Raw genomic sequence first — 25829 nt, forward strand, 5'->3', positions numbered from 1 at the left:
CTTAAGTTTTAATTCATCGGACTACCTGATGCGGTTGTAGTAGCAGGATTCATTTTCAACCCGGTTATTTTTAGCGTATAAGCAATATCACAAGGTGCGGCAACAGGCAGGTTTATTTTTAGTCCGGCAACCTCTTGAGTAAATTTTAATTTCTCTTTAGAACCGAGCATGGTTACCGATGTAACCTTTCCTTCCGGCGCTTTGTCCTGTGCCAGTGAAGTGATAGTAACGCTTTCGCCCGGCCATTTACCTAAGATGATGGCATAAAGAGCATCGCCTTTTACCGTAAAGTAGATTTTTGGCGCATCCTGGCCACCCTCCGCAAAGGTGATCCAGTTGTGGGTATCATAAACGGCATCTCCGTTTACTGCCAGCCATTTGCCTACACCCAGTAAGGTTTGTTGTTGTTCCTGCGGGATGGTGCCATCGGCTTTTGGCGAGAGGTTAAGCATCATGGTGCCGTTCTTACTCACAATATCAATCAGTCTGCCTACAATGGCACTGGCGTTAGATACGCGCATATCGCTGGTATAGCCCCAGGTGCTGCCAATTTCTGTATCTACATCCCAGGTGCCGGTGCGTATGCCCGGCGGCGTTTTTCCTTCAAAATCCAAAACAGAGCCAATGGTAGCTGTGTTGACGCCCGAAGGTGCAAAAGCTGCCTTTTTGGTGTTAAGCGACACTTCCTTCCCCCATTTGCGTGCGCTATTATAATAATAGGCCGCTACCATCAATTTTAGTGGATCCAGATAACGCTGGTCTACACCATTGTCAAACCAAAGCATGTCAGGCTGATACTTGTCTATTAGTTCCACATTTCGCTCAAACCAGCCCACCAGGAACTTGCGACAGGCCTCGTCGCTGCGATCAGCCACATTATAAAAGGATGCCCATTTCGGATCGAATAGATCGGCCTGTTCGGCCTTCATCTTGTCCAGCATCGCTTGTGGGGGATTGATGAACTGAAAATTCTCGATCTGGTGATTGGTGAAACCAAATTTCAATCCGCGTTTACGCACGGCCTTGCAAAGTTCGCCAATCAGATCACGTTTGGGACCCATTTGTTTGGCATTGAAAGGCGTTACCTGGCTGTCCCACAATGCAAAACCATCATGGTGCTGGCAGGCGGGCATAAAAAAGCGTGCGCCTGATTTTTGGATCAGGTCGGCCCACGCTTCAGGGTCAAATTTTTCGGCGGAGAACATGGGGATAAAATCTTTATACCCGAATTTATCCTGCTCGCCAAAGTGTTGTGCATGCCAGGCGCCAATGCCACCGTCGGTATACATATGCTTTTCATACCATTCATTATGGTAGGCAGGTACCGAATACAGCCCCCAATGCATGCACAAACCAAATTTGGCTCCTTTGTACCATTCTGGCACTTTGTAATTGGCTTTTAAAGATTCCCAGTTGGGCTGGAAAGGGCCGACCGGCATCTTGGTTTTAATAGAACTAACGGCTGCCGCTACTACTTTTGGCGTAGTTTCCGGCGCCATATCAAAGCCGGTATCGTTACCTGCTTCGCCTATAACTTTGTTGAGTGGGCCGGTATAAGCTTTATCGTGCTGGGGAGTATCCTGCCCCAAAGCATAGAGCAGGTTGAAAGATAGCGCAGTTAAAAGTAAAAGAGTTTTTCTCATGTGGTATAATTTGGTAATGGTGGTGTTTTAATTGATATGGTTAAACCCAACTGTGTAGATCTGTTTCTTATATTCCCTTGGCGACATGCCAGTGAATTTCTTGAACGTTTTGGAGAAATAGGACAGATTATCAAATCCGGTTTGCACGCTGATCTCTGAGTAAGTCATGCGGCTGGTGGCCATCAGGTGTTGCGCACGTTCTATGCGTTTTTCATTAATATAGTTTACCGGACGTGCACCGGTATAAAGTTTAAACTGACGGGAGAAATAGTCGATGTTTTGATTGATCCTGGAGGCCAGATGAATTACAGATAAGTCTTGGTGCAGATTAACCAGGATATAACTGAGCGTTTCCATGATCTTAACAGGAATAACGTTTTTTTCATGATGCTGGTAGAAGTTCGGATTCAGGAACCGGCTAACCAGTTGCAACAGTATGCCCTGAGTTTCCATGTAGGCCCCTGTACTTTGCTGATTATTGAGATCCTGGTATTCCTTGTAGAAAATGTCTTTCTCGTAGATCCTGGGATTGTCAGAACGGTTGATCCCTCTGCCCGGGTTAATCTCCAGCAGCCGGTTAAACAACATAACATCTAACGGTGTGGCTTCAACTTTTAGAATTGTCCTGTTATTGGCAAACAGGGATAGCCCGTCAGACGATTCCTCAAAAAATTGGACAAAATACTGGCTAAGCGAATGGCTGCAACTCAGGTTGCATAGGGTAAAGCTTGGGATGATATAAAGAAAGCCCGGTTCAAGTTTTAGTGCCGCATGGGTATCCGTAATCTCTCCGGCACCACCGTCTATATAGTAAATACGATAATAAGGACTGATGATGTTCCGGTAATTCCACCTGGATGTAAGGCGCACATGGTCTACATTCAGCAACGAGAATGTATGCTGTAAAGCTCTCTTGATCATAATATCAGGTAACGGTTAATGCAAATAACGCTATTATACCGCAATGTGTATTAAATCATTAGCTAAATAAAAAGTCGGATTTTTACAAAAAATAGTCTAATTAAATCAACTTTTCTAAATGATGCCAAAAGTAATTTTGTTGTGACAGCGGGTAAACTGCTGCATAACCAATTATAGCATTTAGGTCAATTATTGTGATACGCAATTCTAGTTTGTTTGGCGGGGATCAACTGGCTTATGATTGCAAATAATAAAACATTAAACCCAAATATGAAAAGAAGAACACTAATAAAAGGAGCGCTTACCGGCATCTCCTCTCTATACCTCTCTAAGCTTTATAGCAAAGGGCTGTTTTTAGCAGATGGCATGCAGGGCATAGCTCCTGGACCATTTCAATCCAGTTGGGATTCATTGACACAATACCAGGTACCCGATTGGTTTCGCGATGCGAAGTTTGGTCTTTGGGCGCATTGGAGCCCACAATGTCAGCCGGAACGCGGCGATTGGTATGCTCGCGGCATGTACCAGGAGGGCAGCGATCAATATAAATACCATTGCGAAAAATACGGTCACCCTTCAAAGTTTGGATTTAAAGATGTGATCAATGAGTGGAAAGCCGATAAATGGGATCCGGAAGAGCTGGTGTCGCTTTATAAAAAAGCTGGTGCTAAATACTTTGTTGCTTTGGCCAACCATCATGATAATTTTGATCTCTTCCCCAGCAAATACCAAAGTTGGAACTCAACCAGGATCGGTCCGAAGAAAGACCTGATAGGTGGCTGGGCCAAAGCAGCCAAAAATAACGGCCTTCCTTTCGGTGTCAGTGTACATGCGGCTCACGCCTGGAGCTGGTATGAAACTGCCCAGCGTTCGGACAAGAGCGGACCATTGACAGGCGTGCCTTACGATGGTAAGATGACCGCCGCCGACGGCGCCGGCAAGTGGTGGAATGGCTATGATCCGCAGGAACTTTATGCCCAGAACCATCCGTTAAGTCTTGACAGCGAAAATAACGGGATGATCCATAAACAATGGAACTGGGGAAATGGCGTAACGCCGCCTTCTAAAGCCTATTGTGAGAAGTTTTATAACCGGATGATTACGTTAATTGACAAGTATGAGCCTGACCTGATGTATTTTGACGACACGGCTTTACCACTCTGGCCAGCCAGCGATGTCGGGCTTCGCGTTGCAGCGCACCTTTATAATAGCAGCATCAAAAAACACGGGAAACTTCGTGCGGTGATCAACGGAAAAATACTTGATGAGCAGCAACGTAAATGCATGGTTTGGGATATTGAACGTGGTCAAAGCAACCAGATCGAACCATTGCCATGGCAAACCGATACCTGCATTGGCGGCTGGCACTATGACAGAAGATTGTATGATAATAACAAGTATAAATCTGCTAAAACCGTAGTGCATACTCTGGCCGACGTAGTGAGCAAAAACGGTAATCTATTACTCAACATACCGGTAAGGGGCGATGGCAGCATTGATGATAAAGAGCGCGCGGTGGTAGAAGATGTAGCCGCATGGATGGCCGTTAACAGCGAAGCTATTTACGGCACCCGTCCGTGGACAACCTTCGGAGAAGGCCCGGCTATGGAAACGGCTGCACCGCTCAGTGCACAAGGTTTTAATGAAGGAAAGGGTAAGCCGTTTGTTGCGGATGATATACGTTTCACCACTAAAGGCAAGACCCTGTACGCTATTTTACTTGGTTGGCCGGAAAACGGCAAAACATTGGTAAAAAGCCTGGGCGATAAGAGCAAAGTGACCACGGTTAGTCTTTTGGGCGGCCCTGGCCGATTATCATTTGAGCAAAGCGCAAGCGGTTTGAGTGTTCATTTGCCCGAGCAACAACCATGTAAAGACGCATTTGTATTAAAAATAGAGGGAGCCATTGTTTAACCAAGGGCGTTCTCAGCCTCTAAACATTGTCAACTCTTAAGGGTGTCGTACAGAGGATTTGATTTGTAGACGTTATGCTAACCAATACCTATTGCACAAATGAAAAGACAATGTTACGCTCTTGATTTAAAGGATGATCCCGAATTAATTGCCGAGTATGAGCATTGGCACAAGGCTGAAAACGGATGGCCGGGTGTCCGTAAGAGTATAATCGACGCTGGCATCACTGATATGCAAATTTTTCGTACAGGTAATCGGTTATTTATGATCATGGATACTTGTGACGATTATGAGGCGGCAAAAAAAGCAGCAATGGATGCTAGCAATCCGGCTGTTGAAGAGTGGGAAAAATTGATGTGGAAATTCCAACAGCCATTACCCTGGGCAGGCGAAAACGAAAAGTGGATACCGATGAAAAAGATATTTCAATTATAATGCAGATTAGTGCGTTCTCGTTGGATGGTCTATTTAGTTGCCAAAGCACATTCTCATCGTAGACTTTAGAGCTGTTTCATGTATAAAGATTGCCGGTATTTGAGTGGAGATTTGCCTGTCTTATTCTTAAATAGCTTTGAAAAATGAAACTCTGATTGAAAGCCAAGTTTGGAAGAAATCTCCTTAATGGCCGTGTTGGTTGAGGATAGGAGTGTTTTAGCATGGTCTAGCTTTAGTTGCATCAAATATTGATGCGGTGCCATGCCGGTATGCATCTTGAAATCTTTTCTAAACTTGGAATATCCAAGATTTACTTCGGACGCTATGACTTCCATTGATATGTCACTGTCGACACTTTTTCGAAGGAGGGTTAGTGCTTTTTCTATCTGATAAGATGAGATATTAGCATGTTTGACGCGCTGTTTTTGGAGTAACTCCGTTACCAGACCAAGCAAATGAAAGGTCATGCCAGATGCCAGTTGCTGATATCCCGGTAATTCCAGATCAACTGTCGAAGCAATAGCCCGAAACAGATCCAGCAATTCAGCATGAAACCCTAAGTTCAATACCGGATGCTTTATAGAAAAAAAGTTTTTAGACACCAGATCTTGAGCGATAGTGCCATCAAATCCCACCCAGAACTCGTGCCATCCGGTATTAGGATATGGTTTGAAGCGATGCCATTCTGAAGGGAATAATAAGATTATTGTACCAGCTTCAATAGTAACAGACTTCACATGTTTTGATTCAAAGATCCCTTTACCCTGACTGATATAGATCAGCTGATACTCGTTTAATATCCGTCCTCTCTCCCAGCTAAAATGGTGTTTTGCGGGATGCCCGGCGGGTGGGTATTGCATATCTGGTGGTATCTGACTCGCGCCAGCGTTTACCACATACAAACCCCAGCTTTTATCGCGGTCACTTATCGGTAAATACTTGAATTGACTGATCATGATGTAAATATCAAAAAGTACATGAAATGTGTCAATTTATTCATTCTTATTGCTAATGGGATTAATCAAGTTTGTATTAGTTAAACCAATTAAGCAATTTTTATCAATTCTATGTCTAATACTTCTTCTTCGGGCGCACTTTATTCTTTAGAAAAAGCTATTTCCAGTAACGACTTAAACATTGGGCTTTTTGGCATAGGCCTTGATACCTACTGGCCACAATTTCCCGGTTTGAAACAACGCCTGGAGGGATATTTGAAAATTGTGGAAGAAAAGCTTTCCGCCATACACCCTCATGTCCTGAATGTGGGTTTAGTTGATTCTGCGGACAAAGCATTTGATGCCGGCCGCCAGTTTAAAAAGAATGATGTCGACCTGATCTTCCTGTACGTTACAACGTATGCGCTGTCGTCTACAGTCCTTCCCGTTGTTCAAAAGGCTAACGTGCCGGTAATTGTGCTCAATTTAAGTCCAGAGGCGGCTATTGATTACGATTCATTTAATGCCATGACCGATCGTGCCAGGATGACGGGGGAGTGGCTTGCCTACTGCTCTGCATGCCCTGTGCCAGAGATAGCAAATGTATTTAAGCGAACAGGCGTCAGGTTCCACCAGATCACCGGAATGCTCCATGATGACCCCGATTGCTGGCAGGAGATTTCTGATTGGATGGATGCCGCAAAAGTAGCATCTGTAATGCGCAATAACAGGTTGGGATGTATGGGGCATTACTACAGCGGCATGCTTGATATCTATACCGATCTCACGCTTCAGTACGCCCATTTTGGCGGCCACATAGAGTTATTGGAGGTTGAAGAACTGGCAACCTTTTGCAAGGAAGTAGATGCAGCCGCTATAGACGAGCGTCTGCAATTATTTGACGAGATCTTTGATATTCAGCAGGACTGCACAGCCGAAGAATTGAGAAAGGCTGCCCGCACTTCTGTTGCATTAGACAAGCTTGTAGCTAAATACAAGCTGGGTTCTATGGCCTATTATTATAAAGGAACGGGCAATCAGGATAATGAAGATGCCATAGCCTCAATTATACTCGGCAATTCTTACCTCACCGCTAAAGGCATACCTGTTGCCGGCGAATATGAGATCAAGAATGTTCAGGCGATGAAGATTTTAGACAGTTTCGGAGTGGGTGGCTCTTTCACAGAATACTATGCAATGGATTTTAAAGACGATGTGGTACTGATGGGACATGATGGCCCCGGCCACATTGCCATTGCAGAAGGTAAAACAAAAGTCCGTCCGCTTGGCGTATATCATGGCAAAGTTGGCAAAGGGGTATCCGTTGAGATGTCTGTTAAAAATGGACCAGTGACGTTACTCTCTGTTGTAGAAGATGCGGGCCGACTGATGTTACTGGTAGCCGAAGGCGAATCTGTCCCCGGACCTATTCTTCAAATAGGTAATACCAACAGCAGGTACAAGTTCCCTATTGGCGCCCGAAGGTTTGTTAACGACTGGAATAGCCACGTGCCTGCGCATCATTGCGCTATAGGCGTTGGCCATATCAGTTCCAAAATAGAAAAACTGGGGCATTTGCTTCAAATGCCTGTCGTAAAAGTTTGCTAAAGATCTGTCAGCGTTTGAAACAGTTTTTTAGCCAGAAAAAATAAACCGCTGCCAAGATCGGCGAACAAGAATTCAAAAAGCATCTGGCCAATACGGTATCCCTTGATATAGGGAAGCCCGGGGAGGGCTTCCCTTATTTAGTGATTATTTGGTAGCCTGAAAAGGCCACCTGTACCTCCCGCAAATTCGGGCCGGTCATCGGTTCACAATCGACAGATTTGCAATCAATTCCATTTTGCAGACCAGGCCGGAAATTCCTGATTTAATAATTTTACCGGCCATTGGCCATACCAACTGTAGCCGGTCCGGCGCTCGTAATCTACTTCGCTTAAATTATAAACTTTTTTACTGTCGCGGTTAGAGAAGAAAGGCCGGTTGGTATCAATTTCATAATAGCGCGCCCAAATGTCTGACGATGGATCTGCTTCCACTCGTTTATCGAACCCCTTGGGTGTACCCGGCGCATCAAACTGTGCTACTTTAGCCCCCTTTATTTTTACGTCTGTTAACCATTTTACACCGGCAGTAATGGCCGTCTTGACCGCCGGTGAAGGATTGGGCTGTCTCATCAGGAACTCGATAATGCCCACCGTTTCAGACCCGCTGATGGAGGGCAGCTCATAAGCACGCGCTTTTGCCGGCTCCAGCGTCCGTTCGTTATATTGCTGGCACCAACCGGTTAATACGCCTTTAACTTTTATTTGCGTATTAAGGATACAAATTACGCCTTTCTTTACCGCCTGGGCTGCCGGCTCCGCAAGCTTTGGATCAACTACCTCGAGGCCATTCTTTTGCTCTGCAACATCCTGCAGTACATTCAGGGCATTGATCATGGCGTTATCATTGTAGGTGATTTCGTTACGGTATAAGCCATGATCGGGGTAATATTGCGGAAACCCGCCGTTGGCGTACTGTGCTTTTAGCAGGTAACGGATGCCGTCTTCGGCAGCGGCAAGGTATTTAGGATTTGGAACAGTTTTATAGATCTTTACCAGGTACCTGATCTCTTTTTTGGTGGCCTCATTATCAATGGTGGCCAGTCCTTCCTCCACTTCTTTGGCAATTTGAATCTTATCTGCGTCAGAGAATACCTGGTTATAATTAAAGGCCTTTCCGCGTAACTGTTTGAACCAGCCGCCAGATGACCGCTGGAAAAGCAACATGTTGTCGGCTTGTAAGTCTTGCGCCCGGCTACTGGCTGCTGCTATCAGCAGGGCTCCCATGACAAGGGATTTCTTAATGATCATGATGATGCGGTTATATGTCGATTATAGTTATCAACCATAAAGACCGCTTTTGTGCGGTCTTTATGGTTGGTTATTTAGTAAGCCCAGCGAGGGTCGCCGATGGGGCCGGCTGTTGGGCTGGCTATTCTCAATGGAGAATCCTGCGCCAGCGTAAAGTCGGTTGTGGTTGCGGTCCATCCCGGATCAACGGTCTGGTTAAACGCCGCATTGGTCGGCAGCGTAATTGCTGTGGTACCGCCTGGTGTGGTTACAAACTTAAACTCGTTGTTGTTACTGAAGGTAATGGTGCTGGCACTGCCTCTTATGGCTGCGGCAGCTACCCCGCCACTACGCGGCACGTTACCCATAATACAATTGGTAAAGGCGATGGTAGCCGGGTTGGCGTTCACATCTACTAATACATATTTGGAGGCGTCGGTACCCAGGTTATTGATGGTGCAACGATCAAACGAGATAGACGGCGCTGGTGTACCGGCAGGCTGTGTGGTGGTGCTGTTGACCAGCGAACGGCTCAGGTTATAGAAAGTAGATTTTGTGACCGATAAACTGTTAAATGTCAGTTTATCCAGCGTAAAGAAATCATAGCTGGAAACCGCATTATCATAAGCTACGGTATTGGTTACTTTAATATAATCAATCTTGTGAGCTGCCAGTGCGGCACGGTTTGCTCTCAGGAAACAGGTAGTGATGTTGTGTACATAACAGTTTTCAACGGTCACATTGCTAAAGGTAGCCGCGTCTGCATCAGCAACCGCACCGGTCAGGTTAATAAAATAAGCCGCAGTACCTGCGCCATCACATTCAATACCCGATAATTTGAGGCCCGCACCATTCCCCTTCAGTGTAAATTCCTTAAACAGCACTTTAGTGTCTGATGGATTACCTGAGGTAGATTTGATCGTTACATTTTTTAACAGGAAGATGGTATTGGTAGCGCTGGCAGTATAAGTACCCGGGTTAAGACCGATTACATCACCGTTGGCCGCTGCAGATACCGCTGCATTAAGATCGGCACCCGCGTTAAGGATGGTGGTGTACACGGTTAGCGGCAACGTGGTGAAAGTGGTGTACCCCTTGCTCTTGGTGCCGGCATACAACTCCGCATTATAAGCGGTGTTGGCGTTGAGGCCGGTAATCACTTTCAAACCTGCGGTAAGGTCGGCGGCACTTAGGGCCACATCTGTTGCCGCACCTTGCGCCGGTGTCAGCGTAATTTTAGAAAGACCAGGTGTATTGGTAAAACGCAGAGTAACCGAGGTTTCTTTTATTTCCAGCTCCCGCACGGCCAGGAAATACTGCTCGCCGCTGATCTGGAAAGCCGAACTTTCGGCCCATTTAGATTCAGGCTGATTTTGATAGGCGTTGGTTTTTACACGTACCCAGTATTTGGTACGCACCTTCAGGCTGTCATTGGTTGCCGTTACACCGGTGGTATCAGATTTCATCGTGAAATCAACCGTTGCAAAGGTGGTATCGCGCGAGAACTGTGCGGTATAAGTGTACTTACCGCCACTGGTTAAAATGGAGTTGGTCCAGGTTACCTGGGCCGCGGTTTGACCGGCCGAAACTTTGACCGCTCCGGGTTTAAACAAACGCTCGGGGCCGCTAATGTCACTTGTATTCATTTTCTTGCAGCCAGCCAGGCCTGCCAGCAAAGCCAGCGCCGCAACAACAAGTGTATATTTTGTTTTTACTGAGTTTTTCATGTTGATCAATGATTGATTAGTAACCATATTTTTGAACAAGCTTGGTATTACGGGTCAGCACACTGGTTGGCCATGGAAATACTTCGCGTGAACCTTCCTGAAAGTATTGCATAAAAGCCTGCACATCGCTGGTGGTGCTGATTGACGCCCGCCAGCTAACAGAGGTATAGCCAGATGGCGCACTGCTGGTACCTAAGCCTGGTTGAAACAGAACAGTATTCGGCGCTCCACCGTAAAGATTAATGGCCGCTACTTCTGCCTGTGAGGTGCCCTGCAGGTAAGCCGAAGGTTTGTAGTAGATGTAGGAAGGTACGTTAGCATAGGCACCGGTACCAGCCTGCAGTTGGGCCAGTTTAGCCTGTACCTGCTGCTGTGTGGTGGCCGACAGTTTCCAGCGGATCAGGTCGTATTTACGTAAGCCTTCGCCGCCAAATTCCAGCAGGCGTTCTTTCACGATAGCGTTAAAAAAGTCGTCATGCGATGTTGGCATGGCCGGTTCGCGCGATAGAAAACCTACAAAAGCACGGTCGCGTACTTCCTGCAGGGCAGACTTTGCAGCTCCCGACGGTGCACCGTTTACTTCGTTGTCCGCTTCGGCATACATCAGCAGAATATCGGCAAAACGTAATACCGGCCAGTTGATACCAAAGTTTTGTGCCGTACCGCCAATGACGATAGACCATGAACGTCTGAATTTGGCGTCAGACATCGCATTGAAAGCATTAGGCGTTTTTTGTGTATTAGCGTCTATTTGCCATGAACCGATGGTTACATCACGACGGCAATCGCCCAGTTGGTCAAATTCATAAAAATAAGTAGGGATGGCCAGCATACCGCCGCCGCCGCCGCCAATGGATGACGATGCATTGAATTTAATACCGTTGTAATAACCAATCTTACTGTCGGTTGTCGCGTTGCCGCCAAAGGCGCCAATCTCAAACATCAGTTCGTTCTTATCGTCAAAGCGGGTAGCAGAATGCAGGCTTTTAAAGATGTTTTCATAAACCGGGTTCAGGTCATGCTCATCGCGGCGCGCCATTACATCGGCACATTCCTGCATGGCTATCTTATAATAGTCAAGGTAATTGGAGCTGCGCTCATCGGCATGCGTCGCTTCGTTCAGTAAATATCCGCCTCTAAAAAGCGCAATACGCGCACGCAGGCCTTTAATAGCTCCCCGGGTAAAACGGGTATCGCTAAAACCAGATTCGCGAATCCAGGGTACCAGGTTTTCTGCTATCCCCAGATCAGCGATCAATTGATCCAGAATCACCTTTTTATCGGTCACCGGCACATCAAATACCTGTTCATCGGCAGACGGGATAAACTGTGCTACCACATCGCCCCAGTTTTTTACCAGATCAAAATAAAACATGGCACGCAAGGCCAGTGCTTCACCATAATACTGTTTCATCAGGGCACTGGTGGCAAACAACGGCGAGTTTTGTATGCCTTTAATACAGATATTGGCACGCTCTGCGCCAACGTAGCTCTGTGCAAAAGGGCTGGGAAATTCGGAGTTGTCGGCATTTGAACCATATAGGCTAACGCCACGGCGGTCTGCCGGGTTATAGGCGCCTGATGTTTTAAAATCGTCTGCACTCTGCGTAAGGATCAGCGACATTCGCTGGCCATAACCGTTATCGCCAATTAACTGGTTGTAGCAACCAATAAGTGCCGAATTGGTGTATGAAGCACTGGCGAAAGCCGTAGTCTGGTCTATGGTAGACGGAGAGGTAAGATCGAGATATTTTTTGCAGGATGACATGAAAGCCACTGTGCCTGCCAGGGTGGTTATAATGAGGGATTGGGTAATGCTCTTTTTCATGATCTTCATTTTTGATGAATTAGAAACTAACGTCTAAACCGGCCGAGAAATAACGGCTGCGCGGGTAAGCAGAATAATCAACACCCGGCGTGAGCGGATTACTGCGGCGGGTACTGGCCTCTGGGTCATAGCCCTTGTAGCCGGTAATGGTATACAGGTTGTTGACGGTTGCATACACCCGGAAACGTGAGAAGATATGTGTGCGGGTTAAAAACTTCTGAGGCAGCGAATAGCTTAGTGAAACGTTATTGATACGGATATAAGAAGCATCCTCAATATCATAAGAAGTGAGGATGTAGTTGCCTACCGTCGGTGTCCAGAAGCTGGTGTTGGCGTTCATTGCTGCCAGCTGTGTTGGGTCTGTAACCCGTACGCCCTGATTATCATACATCTTCCAGCGATTGGCTACCACCGCCAGCATGTTATTGTCTAAATAGCCATTGTAGTTAGTGGTAAACTCGGCAGTATTAGCATTGTATTCTTTAGCGCCGTAAGAGTAGTTGATGCCTACGGTTAGCGCCAGGTCTTTATACTGGAAGGTTTGGCTCAAACCACCGGTTACTTTAGGCTGATTGGTGCCCAATACCGTCATATCTGCCGCACTGATGTTCATATCGGTACCGCCTGAAAGCTTTTTCAGTTTCAGATCACCCGGTTGCGGGGCTTTATTACCCAGCGCTACAGAGCCATCATTGGCAATTCCTGGTTTAAGCGTATAGGTCCAGGTATTGGTAGTAGAGTTAAGAACGGCGTTAAAGTCAGATACCTCGTAACGGCCATCGGTTACATAACCATAAAACTGACCTACCGGCTGGCCCACCGCTACCATAAAGTCATTCAGACTGTTCACCCAGCCAGACTGTGTAGGGTAGGAGCTAATAGGATTGCCGTAGGGATCATTACCCAGACTAACTATTTTATTGACGTTATGGGCAATGTTGAAGTTGGCTGAGTAAGTAAAGTTTTTATTATTAACAATTACGCCGCTTAGTTGAATCTCAATACCCTGGTTAGAGGTTTTGCCAATGTTCTGGGTTTGTGAGCTGTAGCCCGATGTTACCGGGATATTGGCCTGCAGCAACAGGTTATGCGTGCTGTTGTTATAAATATCTACGCTGGCGGTAACCCTGCCTCTGAACAGGCCCAGATCTACACCCAAGTTTCGGGAGATGGTAGTTTCCCAGGTAATATAAGGGTTAGCCAGGTTAGGCGATGCAAAGCCCGGTGTAATGGCTTCGCCCTGGGCATAGCCGTAGCTTCCGCTCGACGCAAATAAGGTTTTATACAGATCGACACCGATACGGTTATTACCGCCCGCGCCATAGCTCACGCGCAGCTTGGCGTTATCCAGCCATTTCAAATCTGCACGTTTTACAAAATCCTCCTCGGTCAGGCGCCAGGCCAGCTGGCCAGACGGGAAATAACCGATGCGCTGACCGGTTGCGAACAATGACGACGCATCTGCACGGTAGTTGAACGTACCTAAATATTTGCCTTTATAATCATAGCTGGCACGGCCAAACAGCGAGAACAGGCGGTAGCCAGACTCGCTGGTGCTTGGCGCATCCTGGATCAGGCCGTTGGGTACCTGTGCTTTCTGGATGCCTGCAAACGCCTGCTGCGCGGTAATATCTACCGGCAAGTATTTGGTGGTTACCGATAGTGTTTTATTAGCCGTCTGATTGGTTTCTTCGCCCACCAGGATGTTTACATTGTGATATTTGGCAAACGTTTTATTAAAGTTCAGCGTGTTGGTGTTGATGATGCTGAGCGATGTACCGGTACCAATAACGGCCACCGGTTGGTTGGCATTCTGGCGGGCCACTGCAGTAGCCGTACCGCTGAAGGTGTTAGTTCTGTTGTCTGTCGCGGTTACACCCACTATACTTTGCAGCACCAGGTTAGGTGTAAAGTTATAGCTGGCGGTACCGCTCAGAATAGCGTCGTTTTTATAGGCGTTCTGTGTTAAACTATTAGCCAGCAATACCGGGTTAACCAGGTTGGTCAGGTTGGCGTAATCAGGGTCGAAGGTATCAACCGAAGCCACCGAACCACCATCAAAAGGACGATAGCGTACCGAGTTGCGCAGATAGTTATTACCCTGTGAGCCGGTAGAAGAGGTGCCCACACCATCTGTTTGCTGACGGCTGTAACGCGCATTAAAGCCAAAACGGAATTGATCTGACGCTTTGGTATCGTACCGGAAAGAGGCGAACGTACGCTTAATACCGGATTGAAGCATAATACCATCTTCTTTCGTGTTATTCAGCGTAAAGCTAAACGAAGATGTTTTAGAGCCCCCGTTGATGTTCAGGTTTTGCGTGTATGACTGCGCCGCGTGACCGAAAACATCTTTTTGCCAATCGCGGAAGGGCACATTCTTGTAAATGTCCAGATCTTCGTAAGTTCCATAGCTTTTGGTAAACGCGTCTTTTTGCAATTGTGTGGTATTGTAGTTGGTGATCTGGTACTGGTAAAGCACAAAATCATAAGGATTCATAACCGGTAACTCGTTCGAGATCTTTCTGACACCGCCGTAAGCGCTGAATGAGGTGGTGGTGCGACCTTCGTGACCGCTCTTGGTGGTGATCAGTACAACACCGTTTGATCCGCGTGCACCGTAAATGGCTGTAGATGCAATATCTTTCAGCACGTCGATTGACTGTATCTCGGCCGGCGAAATTAGCGACAAGGCGTTATCAACCTGCACACCATCCACAATATACAATGGCGAGTTGTCTTGCGTAAGCGAGTTGCCGCCACGCACCCTGATCTGGATATCTGCACCAGGTTTACCTTCGGTAGTGGTAACGGTTACACCTGCCAGTTTACCCGCCAAAGCTTCTGCCGCGGTACTTACCGGGTAATCCCTGATATCTTTACTGCTGATAGAAGATACGGAACCGGTAATGGCATCTTTGGATACCTTACCGTAGCCAATGTTGACTACGTTTACTTCGTTCAGCAATTTGGCATCGTCTTCCAGCAGGGTAACCGAGAGCGTGCGCTGGTCACCCACATTAATCTCCTGTGGTTTGTAGCCAATATATTTGACCACCAGCACGGCGCCTTTTGCCGGAACATTCATTTTAAAATTACCGTTGACGTCTGTTGCAACGCCCCTGGTGGTACCTTTCAGGAGGATGGATACCCCAATCAGTGTTTCACCATTTTTGCTGATTACCGTTCCGGTAATACTTCGGTCCTGCGCATCGGCCTTGTGGAGCAGCAGCATAAATAAGGCCGAAAACATTAGTAAAAGTTTTCTCATTTAATAAATAATTGATTTGGTTTGAATAAGCCCGGTAACATTCGTTCTGCTTCTGCTTCCTGCACTGTCTTGATCAGGCAGCGGGATGAAATGGAATTCCCGAAGTAGAAGTCAGCGCCGTTTGGTAAAGGGTCATTGCATCGCCAATTTTTGCCTTGCCCAAGGTTTGGCATCATCAAAGCGATTTTTTAATTGGTTAGTACTAGTTGTTTCAGATTCCTGGTTTTTTAGGTGTGTTATTGATGGATTGGTTTTTTAATTGGTTTGTTTAAATAGAGTTTGAGCGTGCCATTCCTGGTGGAGCGAATCACTTTACTCATCCGTAGATCAGGTTAGTGCATAAAACACCGGTGCGGTTTTTTATGCGGTACAATAAACAATAATTGGTTAAGCGTTCAATTGACCAGAACGCCCAGCAAACATAGCAGGGATGAGGGGAGGCGATGTCTAAAAACGCCCCAAGTTTGTTCAAAAACTGACCAAAATGAAGCTAAGCGGGCTTATTTACCCTTGGTAGCAGGCCTTTTGATATATTCGGTAGGAGTGAGCTTGTAATACTCTTTAAAGCAGGTTGCAAAATATCTTGAGGAATTAAATCCTACAGCAAACGCAACTTCGGTAACCGTGTGTGCGCCTGAATCCAGTAGTTCTCCGGCTCTTTTTAACCGCATCTCACGTACAAATTCTACCGGCGCCTGTGTGGACAGGCTGGAGAACTTTCTATAGAAGGATGACCGGCTCATGTGAAGCGACTGGGCAACATCTTCAATGTTAAAATCGGTTTCAATCATTCTTTCATTCACAAACTGGATAATCTTCTGCATAAATTGTTCATCCTGCAGGGTCAACGTTGGCTCGGTTGCCGATGTATTTTTAAACGGGTTTTCGCCCGACAACAATTGACCGAAAAGTTGCCTGCGTCTGGCAATAACATTTGCGGCAGCTTCCTGTAAAAACTCGTTATTAAAGGGCTTGGCGATATAATAATCGGCACCGTATTTAAGACCTTCAATCTGGCTTTCAATGGAAGCCCTGGCCGAAAGCAGGATAACCGGGATGTGGCTGGTTTTAATGTCCTTCTTTAATCGGTCAAGCATCGTGATGCCATCCATTTCTGGCATCATGATATCGCTAATGATCAGGTCCGGCATCATTTCGGCGGCCAGCTGCAAACCTTCAGCGCCATGTTGAGCGGTGATCACCCGGTATTGGCGGCTTAACTGTAGTTGTAAAAATGAACGCAGGTCGGCGCTGTCTTCAACCACCAATACCAGCGGTTGCTGCTGATGGTTTGCAGCTGATGCCGGCTCCGCTTCCTGAACTGGCGGCCGTTCCTCAAGAGGCTGATCAATACTTTGATTGGCCGGGATAACATTCAGTTCATCAGGTGGATTTGCATTGGCTGGCAAAACCACAGTTACAGTTAACCCACCTGTGGGATTGTTGGTGGCGAAAATTTTGCCCTGGTGTAATTCAATAAATTCTTTAGCAACGGAAAGGCCGATGCCTGTGCCTTTAACACTGGATGCGCTTTGGTCAGCCACTTCGTAATAAAGCTGAAAAATATCCGTCAGCTGCGCTTCAGGAACACCAGTGCCTTCATCGATAACTGCTATCTGAATCTGATCCTGATCTGTCAGGTTTAGTTGCACGGTGATTTTTTTATGCTTTGGCGAATATTTGAACGCGTTAGACAGAAGATTGTATAACACGATATCTATTTTCTCATGGTCAATCCAAACCGTGCGCGAAGCTGCGTTGGCAACTACCTTGAAATCAATCTGCTTTTCTGTTGCGGCCTCTTTAAAATAATCGCCTATCTGGTGCACAAATGATACTATTTCTACCTGGGTTGGCTGCAGTGTACCCATGCCGCTTTGAACCTTGCGCAGTTCTAGTAACTGATTGATAAAAAACATCATTCTCTTGGCGTTTTTGCGGATCACCCGGATATAGCCTGTTGCCTGGCCCGAGAGTTTTTCATTTTTGTAGATGGCCTCTATCGGGTTGATGATCAGGGTTAAAGGTGTGCGCAGCTCATGCGAGATATTGGTAAAAAAGGTCATCTTCAGATCTGCTACCCTTTTTTCCACCGCCGCGCGCTGGCGTAGCCTGAGCATGGTTACCGCAATGCGGCGGCCGGTTTCTGCAATTGACAGTAATATAACGAGGTAGATGAGGTAGGCCCACCATGTTTTCCACCAGGGCGGGCTGATGATGATGGTTAGCGCTTTATAGGGCGTTTCTTCAAAAAGATATCCGTTATGACATTTAACTTCCAGCTGATACTCGCCGGGAGGCAGATTGGTGTAAATGACTTTTCTTGAATTTTTGTTCATGTGCCACTCATCATCAAAATTGCGGAGGCGGTAGCTATATTCCAGCTGGTTGTCTGATCTGAAATCCAACGCAGTATATTCAATGGCAATAATATTTTGGTAATGTTTTAAACGGAGGGTATCGGTATGATTGATGTCATTGATCAGTATCCGCGAGCCATCATTGGGTCTGATTTCGCTATTGTTAACCTCCAGACTGGTGAAGACCATCCTGGTTTTCTCTTTTTTAGGCTGCACCTTATCAGGGTCAAAGCTGATTAAGCCATTCAGACTTCCAAAGGCTATCCGGCCGTCTGTCAACGTCAGCGCTGTTGCTTCAGAAAAGCCATTTCCCGTAAGGCCGTCAATAGAGTCAAAGTTTTTTGCGGTGCCGTTGGCAGACGTGAGGCAGCTCAATCCACTTTCTGTTGCGATCCAAAGCCTGCCTTTGCGGTCTTCGCTGCAACTTAAAATAAAATCACTTGGCAAACCATTGGCCGTAGTGTAAGCCTTGAAGTCAAGGTGTTGCATAGGGTCTGCACCAACTGCCAGGTTTAATCCGCCGCCGGCTGTTCCTATCCACATCCGGCCATCACTTGCCTGGTAGATGTACTGAATATCATTATAACTCAGGCTTTTCGGGTCGCCGATAACTTTTCTGTAGGTCTTAAAGTGGGTATCGGTTACATTTTGGCTTAAAATGTCACTAACCAGCAGCCCGTCTGTTGTGCCGATCCATAAACGACCGGCATTATCCAGTTCCATACTTCGTATTTTCCTGAAAGCCGCTTTAGGGTAGTGCTTAAACCCATTAATATTGATAAACGTAACGCTGGCACCAGTTCCGCCGGGCATCAAACTCAGGCCACTGCCGTAGCTGCCAAGCCAGATGCGGTTAAAGCGGTCTTCCACTATATCATAAACAACATTACTGCTAATGGCGGTGGGCGTGTTTTTGTCGGCGATATAGCGTGTTAATTGGTATTTATTACCGTAATGATCAAGGGGGGCTGCCGCATACAGGCCATTGGCTTTGGTGCCTATCCAAATCACGCCATTGTTTGCTTCAATAATTTTGTAGATAGAGCTCAGACCATTTTCAGGATAATTAAGGATCTGAACATTTGCTCTTTTTCCTGATTTTAAGACGTATAAGCCGCCGGAACGTGTAGCTACCCAAAGCCGAGCATAGCGATCTGTGGCAACGGCGCGCACTTCGTTATCTGTGCGTTTAACGCTGTTGGGCACAAACAGTTGTTGATTAAAGCTGCTTTTTTCAACAACTATTTTATTGATGCCGCGGTCATCGGTACCCAGCCACAATACGCCTGACGGATCTTTATAAAAGAAACCAACGATATTTGAAAAGCGCTTGGTGGGGCTACCCGGTTTGTTATAAAAATAATCAATAACATCTTTGGCTTTATCATAATAACCAAAGCCCCCTTTTGACATGCTTACCCATGTTAAGCCCGAGCGATCTTCCATTACCCGGAAATAATGAGAGGTGTTATCGTAATCTCCGTCAGTTTCTTGTGTAAAAAACTTGAAGCGATGATTGGAGGGATCAAATTTCAGCACCCCGCTATTCTCTGGCTCAATCCATAACAACCCACTTTTGTCTTCATACATTCTGTTCAGTCCGCCAGACTGGGGGCTATGGTAAATAGTTGTTTGTAAAGAAAACCGGTCAATTAGTAGCAGATCTCCGGCTTTAGTAGTGGCATAAATGATGTTTCCTTTACTTGATGGTACTAATTTATTGATACCCGACGAGGCAATTTTTAATCGCTGGATCTGGAGCGTTCTTTTATCATAATAAAACAGTTCACCGGTTTTGGAGGCTAGCCAGATACGTTCCGGAGTTTCCCTGAGGGAGGTAATACCGGCAATTTTATAGTTTGTAAAATTTTGATCTGTTTGATAACCGCCGGGCGTAACACGCAGAATGCATAAACCACCCGCTGTAGTGATCCATAAGTTGGAAGACCTATCCTCAAAAAAGTTGTTTATTTCATTTGATGGCAGTTGATAACCTGTTTTGGCATGTGTGTTAAACCACTTGTATTCCAAATGGGGGGCATCTGGTTTAGCAATCTGGAAAATACCACTATGTGGAGTTGCCAGCCAGATTTGTCCTGATTTGGTCAAATAGATATGCTTAAAGGTAGTGGAAGAATCACTTGCATTGATTTTTACTTCAAAGCGGAAAAATTCTTCTTTCTTCTTGTTGAACCGGTAAATACGATCGTCATAGGCGCGGAGCCAAAGGTCGCCTGCTTTGTCTTCTACAATTTCCTGAATCCGGTTGCTTTGCAGATTACTGGTATCACCGGGTTGTGATTTGTATACCAAAAAATTATGACCGTCAAACCTGTTCAGTCCGTTCCAGGTGCCAAACCACATAAAACCTTCATGGTCTTTAAAAATACAGCTGATCCTGTTATGAGAAAGTCCATCTGCCGTAGAGTAGTGGGTGATTTTGAAATTCAGCTGCCCAAAAACGTTTAATGAGAAAAGCAATATTGCCAGAAAGGCAACTCCCGATTTAATCTGTATGCTGTTAGTATTTGCTTTGATTTTCTCTATAAACATTTGGCACGCGGTTTAAAATATGGCATCCAACTGGTATGGCGTCCAAAGTAGCAAGAATACCGTTTAGAAAGCAAACGTATTACTATAAATTTCCATGCGAATATCTGTAAACGAGCGGCAAAAGATCATGCTGGAATTAGCCGCTGGTTTGGCTAGTCGGTTGAGCTACATGTTGAGCGTAAAAAACTATTGAACGGTGAAGTTAAAACCATTGTGGTGAAGGTATCTAAATGCAAAGATGGCTTTAGATCGCTCGATACCTTATTTATGGTTGGTAGCCGCCACATTATCACAAAGTATCGTAACCGTGATAAGTGATACCTGCAAATTTTATAGTGCCAGCGAAGGTATAGCTTCTTACGCGCCGTTTCTCCCAACTGTCAATTCAACGCCCGGTATTCCTGTGGGGTATAGCCCACTTTTTGTTTAAACAGGCGGGTGAAATGCTGCGGATATTTGAATCCCAGTTCATAGGCGATTTCGCTCAGCGAACGCTTCGGATCAAAAATGCGCTCTTTGGCCATATCCATAACCTTGGCCTGGATATAGTCTAGTGCCGGACGACCGGTTTCCTTTTTGACGAGGTCGCCAAAATAGTTGGCAGAGAGGTGAAGCTGTTCGGCGCAATAAGCCACGGTCGGCAAACCGTTCAGCTGCGGTTTATCCGAATCGAAATAAGTGTTCAATAAGCCCTCAAAACGCTCCAGGATGCCCTTGTTGGCCACTTCCCGGGTAACAAACTGGCGGTCGTAAAAGCGGGTGCAGTAGTTCAGCAATAGTTCAATATTGTTGACGATCAGGGTTTTGCTATGCTTGTCCACCGGGTGCTGCAATTCCGTTTCAATATGATCCAGACAATCAAAGATGACCCTCCTTTCGCTTTCCGATAAGTGCAGGGCTTCGTGCGCCTCATAAGAAAAGAAACTGTACTCCTGGATATGCCTACCCAGTGCCGTACCTCGGATAAAGTCTGGATGAAAGACCAGCGCTTTACCCTTTGGCTGAAAATACTCCTCGTTTTCGATACCGATCACCTGGCCTGGTCCGAGAAACACCAGCGTGCCTTCCTCATAATCATAATAGTTGCAGCCGTAACGCAGGTTGCCGCATTTGACTTCCTTGAAATAGATTGTATAAAATGCAAAACGCTGCCGGCTATGGCTGCGTGGTGCAGCTTTAGACATATCGATCACGCTTACCAAAGGGTGAGCTGTTTCGTTATTGTTGAACTGATTATACTGCCCTACGGTATCAAAGCTGGTTACGTTTTCCATCACATTTTTGTTTAACTAATCAAATTTAAGCATTGCCCGGTCGAAATTTACCCTATCAGTAAAACTGGTAAGTAATACCGTGTTCTGTATAAGCGTCGGTTCAGATTTTGACCTGACCTTTGTATCATCATTGATCACGTAACAAAAAATTAAATGGAAAAGAGAATATTAGGAAGAGACCTGGAGGTTTCTGCACTGGGTTTAGGTTGTATGGGTTTAACCTTTGGCTATGGTCCGGCTACCGAAAAAGAGGAAGCCATCCGGCTGATCCGCAAGGCGTACGAACTGGGTGTTACTTTTTTTGACACCGCCGAGGCCTATGGCCCTTACCAGAATGAGGAATTACTGGGGGAAGCGCTGGCACCCTTCCGTAACGAGGTTGTTATCGCCACTAAATTTGGTTTCAAAAACGGCAAAGTGCCCGATGGGTTGGACAGCACGCCGCAGAATATCCGCACGGTGACCGAGGCCGCCTTAAAGCGTCTGCGCACCGACCGCATCGACTTGCTGTATCAGCACCGCGTGGACCCGGAGGTGCCGATGGAAGAGGTGGCCGGCACCGTCAAAGAACTGATCGCCGAAGGCAAGGTGAAACACTTTGGTTTGTCAGAAGCCGGTGCGGGTAGTATCCGTAAGGCGCACGCAGTGCAACCGGTAACCGCGCTGCAAAGTGAATACTCGTTATGGTGGCGTGAACCGGAAAAAGAGATCCTGCCGCTGCTGGAAGAACTGCAGATCGGCTTTGTGCCTTTCAGTCCGCTGGGCAAGGGGTTTCTGACCGGAGCCATCAACGTCGGTACTAGTTTTAGCGAAAATGATTTCCGTAACATCGTTCCCCGGTTTTCAGAGGAGAACCGCAAAGCCAACCAGGGCCTGGTAGACGCGTTAAGTCTCATTGCGCAGGACAAAGGTGCGACCAATGCCCAGGTAGCCATTGCCTGGCTACTGGCTCAAAAACCATGGATCGTACCGATCCCCGGCACCACGAAGATCAATCGCCTGGAAGAAAATATGACCGCTGCCCATATCTCTTTAAACCAGCAAGAGCTGGCTGCTATTGAAGCCGCACTGGGCCATATTCAGGTACAGGGCGAGCGTTATCCGCAACACCTTGCTGGCAGACAGGGGCGTTAATTAAAAAATTAAACTCATGGAAAATATACAAGGAAAAATCATTGTCATCACCGGCGCCAGCAGTGGCCTGGGGGAAGCTACGGCCCGGCACCTGGCAGCAGCAGGCGCTACCGTGGTCCTTGGCGCGCGTCGCACCGACCGCATCGAACAACTAGCCCGGGAAATCAATAACCAGGGCGGCAAAGCACTGGCGCTGCAAACCGATGTTACTGATGCGGTACAGGTCAAAGTGCTGGTTGATACCGCGGTAAAGGAATTCGGCCGCATCGATGTACTGATTAATAATGCCGGCCTGATGCCGCAATCCCCGCTTGACCGTTATAAAATTGACGAATGGGACCGCATGATTGATGTGAACATTAAAGGCGTGTTATATGGCATCGCCGCTGCTTTACCGCATATGCAACAACAAAAGGCCGGGCATATCATCAACGTATCGTCTGTAGCCGGCCATAAGGTACGTGCAGGCGGTGCGGTTTATGCGGCAACCAAGCATGCCGTACGGGTGATCTCTGAAGGTTTGCGCGAGGAAGTGAAACCCTATGGCCTGCGCACCACCATTATTTCGCTAGGTGCCGTGGATACCGAACTGCCCAACTCGATCAGTGAACCGGATATTGCACAGGGTTTCCAGGAATTTTACCAGAACTATGCGATCCCGGCAGATTCATTTGCCCGCGTGGTAGCTTTTGCGATTAGCCAGCCGGCAGAAGTCGATGTGAATGAGATCTTATACCGTCCAACCCAACAAGTATACTAAGATGGAAATTACCAGAATAGCCAGCAAGCCGTCGGTCAAGGGGCCGGCGGACTGGTTTACCGGCCAGGTCCGGATAGACCCTTTGTTTGATGCCAATGAGGCCCGTCGAGGTGCTTCGGCCACTGTTACCTTTGAGCCCGGCGCGCGTACCGCCTGGCATACCCACCCGCTGGGCCAGACGCTGATCATTGTATCGGGTTTAGGCTGGGTACAGCGCCAAGGTGGGCCGGTGGAAGAGGTCCGGCCGGGTGATGTAGTCTGGTTTGCACCTCATGAAAAGCATTGGCACGGGGCTTCATCCACCAATGGGATGAGCCATATCGCCATACAGGAAAATCTGGATGGAAAAGTAGTTGACTGGCTGGAACACGTCAGCGACGCACAATATCAGCGGTAATAAAATCGCAACCTTTTCAGCTGCACGCTCTTCGCAGTCGGTTTAGCATCTCCCGCTGTGCGCCCTGATCGTTGGCTCTCAGCAGGAGATCGTATTCCGGTCCACGAAAATGAAGCCTCTCTCTTAACCGATGGAGAGTTAAGAACTATTTATAAAAAAGACGTCTGGATACAATTGATCAGTTGCAGCATTGCCAGATAGGATCCTGACCGAGCGTTTGTCGCAGCCATCAGGGTGCCGCGTTTATGGTTACTTCGGTTGCACGAATATTAGGCGAACTAACGGGTAGTATAGCGGTTTTTTTAAAGAACTACGGCTAATTATTTTTTAACCCTAACTGATGGCCTGTATAGTTGAGCAGGTATTCATTATTCAGAAAATATTCGAGGCTGACAATGGAAACATCGGTCCCGGAATAAGATGTCTTCTCTACATAGCTTAAGTAATCTGAGGCTGTAGTTGTAAACCCATAATTGAAGTTGCTGCCAGTTAAAACAGACAAACTGGTGCCTGTGGGCAACAAAGTGATATTTTTGGTGGCCGTTGGGTCTTCCAGGTAGTTATAGGGCTCTGTGCCTGTATCAAATACGGTATAAGCGGCTGTCACTGATTTGCTGCCATAGGTAAAACTGGAAGGAATGATTACCGGATACCCGTAATTTTGATAAGCGCTGAGTGTGTGCATGGTAAAACCAGCCGAGGTTAAATCATTATCGGTCAATCCTACAGAAAGCACCCCGGCTACGTAGTTACCCGCATTAGAAAAGTTACCAGTTCCCAATGCGGCCATTTTAAAACCTCTGGTTAGACCGGTTCCCGGATCAAAATAACTGAAGGGACTGCTAACATAGGCGCCATTACTAAACACAACATCATACTCAGAATCTACACCAAAAATATCGAAGGCGCCCGTAGCCTCTATCTTCCCTGAATTATCTACACCTTTATAATAGAGTAAAAAAGGCACGCGTTTGATGGTAATGGTGCCATCATGATCGCCAACGGTAATAGCTGCATAAGCCAGGTTGCCGTACACAGTTTCTGTGGTGCTGTTATCCGCACCATAGCTGATACTTGATTTTTGACTGGTGATTGTGATGCCATTCACAACAGTTGAGTCACCCGTAAAGTTAAAGCCGCTGGTGCTGATCATGGTTGCCGGCAAAACTTCGTGCGCATCAATCACCATGCCCCCAGAGCCGGTATCAAACAGCAGGTATTGGTTAACGGTCTGGGTGCCTATTTTGGGTACCGCAATGTACAGTTGTTTGTAGATTGATGAATCTGCTTCATACAAACCCAGCTTAGTTGGGCTGATGGTAGGCACAGAAGTAATCATAGCCGAAGTATCAGCGCTGTTCTTTTTACAGGAAACCAGCAGAGCAGATAGTAATGAGCACATCGCTGCTGCTAAAAGGTAATATTTTACTTTCATGCGGATTCATCATTAAGTTAAATCAATTAGGGAAGCTGTCGCTATAAGATAGGGGGAATTGCCGACGGCGGTTACGCAATGGTTGCAACTACTTTTTATGATGATGATGCACCACACGATGACGGTTAAAATGGATTGCTTTATTGCGAACCATCTGGGCCATAGCAATATTCAGGTTACCCAGAACCAGTAAAATGATGCCGGTTATCTTTAAAGTTTTCATATGCTATCAGGTTAAATAATTGGTTAGAGAACGACAAAAGCTGTATATCATTGTGTTAGCAGAGCCGGTTGTCGGCGAATAAGGAAAATGTGTCGACGAAAACTGCTTGCGCCTGTGTGTCGGCTTGCCCTGGTCGGATGAACTGGAGGCGCGTTTAAAGCCGGTTGGCAGGCCATCTGTGAAAT

At 46.6% G+C, this 25829-nt stretch carries 17 protein-coding genes; 6 read left to right on the top strand and 11 right to left on the bottom strand.

Going from position 1 to position 25829, the window contains the following annotated elements:
• Positions 1-8: 8 nt before the first annotated feature.
• Both ABZR88_RS08450 and ABZR88_RS08455 read right to left on the bottom strand, forming a co-directional pair.
• On the bottom strand, positions 9-1643 hold the full coding sequence (locus ABZR88_RS08450; protein ID WP_107828549.1) for an alpha-L-fucosidase: 1635 nt from the start codon (positions 1641-1643) through the stop codon (positions 9-11).
• Between the two features lie 27 nt (positions 1644-1670).
• A complete protein-coding gene (locus ABZR88_RS08455; protein ID WP_107828550.1) occupies positions 1671-2564 on the bottom strand; it encodes an AraC family transcriptional regulator in 894 nt (297 codons plus the stop codon).
• Between the two features lie 270 nt (positions 2565-2834).
• Here ABZR88_RS08455 and ABZR88_RS08460 point away from each other — a divergent pair, with 270 nt between their 5' ends.
• Both ABZR88_RS08460 and ABZR88_RS08465 read left to right on the top strand, forming a co-directional pair.
• Positions 2835-4478, top strand: a complete 1644-nt coding sequence (locus ABZR88_RS08460; protein WP_107828984.1) for an alpha-L-fucosidase — start codon at positions 2835-2837, stop codon at positions 4476-4478.
• Positions 4479-4577: 99 nt separating this feature from the next.
• The gene (locus ABZR88_RS08465) at positions 4578-4913 is read left to right on the top strand and encodes an L-rhamnose mutarotase (protein ID WP_107828551.1); all 336 of its coding nucleotides are present in this window, start codon (positions 4578-4580) and stop codon (positions 4911-4913) included.
• 65 nt (positions 4914-4978) lie between these two features.
• Here ABZR88_RS08465 and ABZR88_RS08470 read toward each other — a convergent pair whose 3' ends face one another.
• On the bottom strand, positions 4979-5869 hold the full coding sequence (locus tag ABZR88_RS08470; protein ID WP_107828552.1) for an AraC family transcriptional regulator: 891 nt from the start codon (positions 5867-5869) through the stop codon (positions 4979-4981).
• A gap of 111 nt (positions 5870-5980) precedes the next feature.
• On the opposite strand from ABZR88_RS08470, the gene ABZR88_RS08475 reads away from it, so the two are divergent.
• Entirely contained in the window at positions 5981-7456 is a 1476-nt protein-coding gene (locus ABZR88_RS08475; protein WP_107828553.1) for an arabinose isomerase, read from the top strand.
• Positions 7457-7680: 224 nt separating this feature from the next.
• On the opposite strand, the gene pelA is transcribed toward ABZR88_RS08475, so the two are convergent.
• The 6 genes from pelA to ABZR88_RS08505 all read right to left on the bottom strand — a co-directional run bounded on the left by pelA (position 7681) and on the right by ABZR88_RS08505 (position 21695).
• Entirely contained in the window at positions 7681-8703 is a 1023-nt protein-coding gene (gene pelA, locus ABZR88_RS08480; RefSeq protein ID WP_107828554.1) for a pectate lyase, read from the bottom strand.
• Between the two features lie 74 nt (positions 8704-8777).
• Positions 8778-10409: a DUF4957 domain-containing protein gene (locus tag ABZR88_RS08485; protein WP_170113600.1), complete on the bottom strand. Its 1632-nt coding sequence runs from the start codon at positions 10407-10409 to the stop codon at positions 8778-8780.
• A 16-nt stretch (positions 10410-10425) separates the two neighbouring features.
• Positions 10426-12237 carry a RagB/SusD family nutrient uptake outer membrane protein gene (locus ABZR88_RS08490; RefSeq protein WP_107828985.1) on the bottom strand — a complete coding sequence of 604 codons (1812 nt, stop codon included), beginning with the start codon at positions 12235-12237 and terminating at the stop codon, positions 10426-10428.
• Positions 12238-12256: 19 nt separating this feature from the next.
• Entirely contained in the window at positions 12257-15508 is a 3252-nt protein-coding gene (locus ABZR88_RS08495) for a TonB-dependent receptor (protein WP_211309806.1), read from the bottom strand.
• Between the two features lie 500 nt (positions 15509-16008).
• Positions 16009-20421, bottom strand: coding sequence for a hybrid sensor histidine kinase/response regulator transcription factor (locus ABZR88_RS08500; RefSeq protein WP_107828557.1), 4413 nt, complete (start codon positions 20419-20421; stop codon positions 16009-16011).
• Positions 20422-20801: 380 nt separating this feature from the next.
• Complete coding sequence (locus ABZR88_RS08505) at positions 20802-21695, bottom strand: AraC family transcriptional regulator (RefSeq protein ID WP_107828558.1); 894 nt, start codon at positions 21693-21695, stop codon at positions 20802-20804.
• A 153-nt stretch (positions 21696-21848) separates the two neighbouring features.
• On the opposite strand from ABZR88_RS08505, the gene ABZR88_RS08510 reads away from it, so the two are divergent.
• From ABZR88_RS08510 to ABZR88_RS08520, 3 genes are read left to right on the top strand one after another with little or no spacing between them, the layout of a single operon-like run.
• On the top strand, positions 21849-22829 hold the full coding sequence (locus ABZR88_RS08510) for an aldo/keto reductase (protein ID WP_107828559.1): 981 nt from the start codon (positions 21849-21851) through the stop codon (positions 22827-22829).
• Positions 22830-22845: 16 nt separating this feature from the next.
• Positions 22846-23589, top strand: coding sequence for an SDR family oxidoreductase (locus ABZR88_RS08515; RefSeq protein WP_107828560.1), 744 nt, complete (start codon positions 22846-22848; stop codon positions 23587-23589).
• Between the two features lies 1 nt (position 23590).
• On the top strand, positions 23591-23986 hold the full coding sequence (locus ABZR88_RS08520; RefSeq protein ID WP_107828561.1) for a cupin domain-containing protein: 396 nt from the start codon (positions 23591-23593) through the stop codon (positions 23984-23986).
• A gap of 316 nt (positions 23987-24302) precedes the next feature.
• Here ABZR88_RS08520 and ABZR88_RS08525 read toward each other — a convergent pair whose 3' ends face one another.
• Together ABZR88_RS08525 and ABZR88_RS08530 are read right to left on the bottom strand one after the other, a co-directional pair.
• The gene (locus ABZR88_RS08525) at positions 24303-25421 is read right to left on the bottom strand and encodes a hypothetical protein (RefSeq protein ID WP_107828562.1); all 1119 of its coding nucleotides are present in this window, start codon (positions 25419-25421) and stop codon (positions 24303-24305) included.
• Between the two features lie 88 nt (positions 25422-25509).
• Positions 25510-25644: a hypothetical protein gene (locus ABZR88_RS08530; RefSeq protein WP_281260192.1), complete on the bottom strand. Its 135-nt coding sequence runs from the start codon at positions 25642-25644 to the stop codon at positions 25510-25512.
• Between the last annotated feature and the right edge of the window lie 185 nt (positions 25645-25829).

It is taken from the genome of Mucilaginibacter yixingensis (assembly GCF_041080815.1).
GTDB lineage: Bacteria > Bacteroidota > Bacteroidia > Sphingobacteriales > Sphingobacteriaceae > Mucilaginibacter > Mucilaginibacter yixingensis.

What these genes read in the sequence shown, in the direction of transcription:
- ABZR88_RS08495 (WP_211309806.1), bottom strand. Translation starts at nt 15,508, where the DNA reads ATGAGAAAACTTTTACTAATGTTTTCGGCCTTATTTATGCTGCTGCTC.
- ABZR88_RS08450 (WP_107828549.1), bottom strand. Translation starts at nt 1,643, where the DNA reads ATGAGAAAAACTCTTTTACTTTTAACTGCGCTATCTTTCAACCTGCTC.
- ABZR88_RS08470 (WP_107828552.1), bottom strand. Translation starts at nt 5,869, where the DNA reads ATGATCAGTCAATTCAAGTATTTACCGATAAGTGACCGCGATAAAAGC.
- pelA (WP_107828554.1), bottom strand. Translation starts at nt 8,703, where the DNA reads ATGATCATTAAGAAATCCCTTGTCATGGGAGCCCTGCTGATAGCAGCA.
- ABZR88_RS08520 (WP_107828561.1), top strand. Translation starts at nt 23,591, where the DNA reads ATGGAAATTACCAGAATAGCCAGCAAGCCGTCGGTCAAGGGGCCGGCG.
- ABZR88_RS08490 (WP_107828985.1), bottom strand. Translation starts at nt 12,237, where the DNA reads ATGAAAAAGAGCATTACCCAATCCCTCATTATAACCACCCTGGCAGGC.
- ABZR88_RS08455 (WP_107828550.1), bottom strand. Translation starts at nt 2,564, where the DNA reads ATGATCAAGAGAGCTTTACAGCATACATTCTCGTTGCTGAATGTAGAC.
- ABZR88_RS08485 (WP_170113600.1), bottom strand. Translation starts at nt 10,409, where the DNA reads ATGAAAAACTCAGTAAAAACAAAATATACACTTGTTGTTGCGGCGCTG.
- ABZR88_RS08500 (WP_107828557.1), bottom strand. Translation starts at nt 20,421, where the DNA reads ATGTTTATAGAGAAAATCAAAGCAAATACTAACAGCATACAGATTAAA.
- ABZR88_RS08510 (WP_107828559.1), top strand. Translation starts at nt 21,849, where the DNA reads ATGGAAAAGAGAATATTAGGAAGAGACCTGGAGGTTTCTGCACTGGGT.
- ABZR88_RS08525 (WP_107828562.1), bottom strand. Translation starts at nt 25,421, where the DNA reads ATGAAAGTAAAATATTACCTTTTAGCAGCAGCGATGTGCTCATTACTA.
- ABZR88_RS08505 (WP_107828558.1), bottom strand. Translation starts at nt 21,695, where the DNA reads ATGGAAAACGTAACCAGCTTTGATACCGTAGGGCAGTATAATCAGTTC.
- ABZR88_RS08515 (WP_107828560.1), top strand. Translation starts at nt 22,846, where the DNA reads ATGGAAAATATACAAGGAAAAATCATTGTCATCACCGGCGCCAGCAGT.
- ABZR88_RS08465 (WP_107828551.1), top strand. Translation starts at nt 4,578, where the DNA reads ATGAAAAGACAATGTTACGCTCTTGATTTAAAGGATGATCCCGAATTA.
- ABZR88_RS08460 (WP_107828984.1), top strand. Translation starts at nt 2,835, where the DNA reads ATGAAAAGAAGAACACTAATAAAAGGAGCGCTTACCGGCATCTCCTCT.
- ABZR88_RS08475 (WP_107828553.1), top strand. Translation starts at nt 5,981, where the DNA reads ATGTCTAATACTTCTTCTTCGGGCGCACTTTATTCTTTAGAAAAAGCT.
- ABZR88_RS08530 (WP_281260192.1), bottom strand. Translation starts at nt 25,644, where the DNA reads ATGAAAACTTTAAAGATAACCGGCATCATTTTACTGGTTCTGGGTAAC.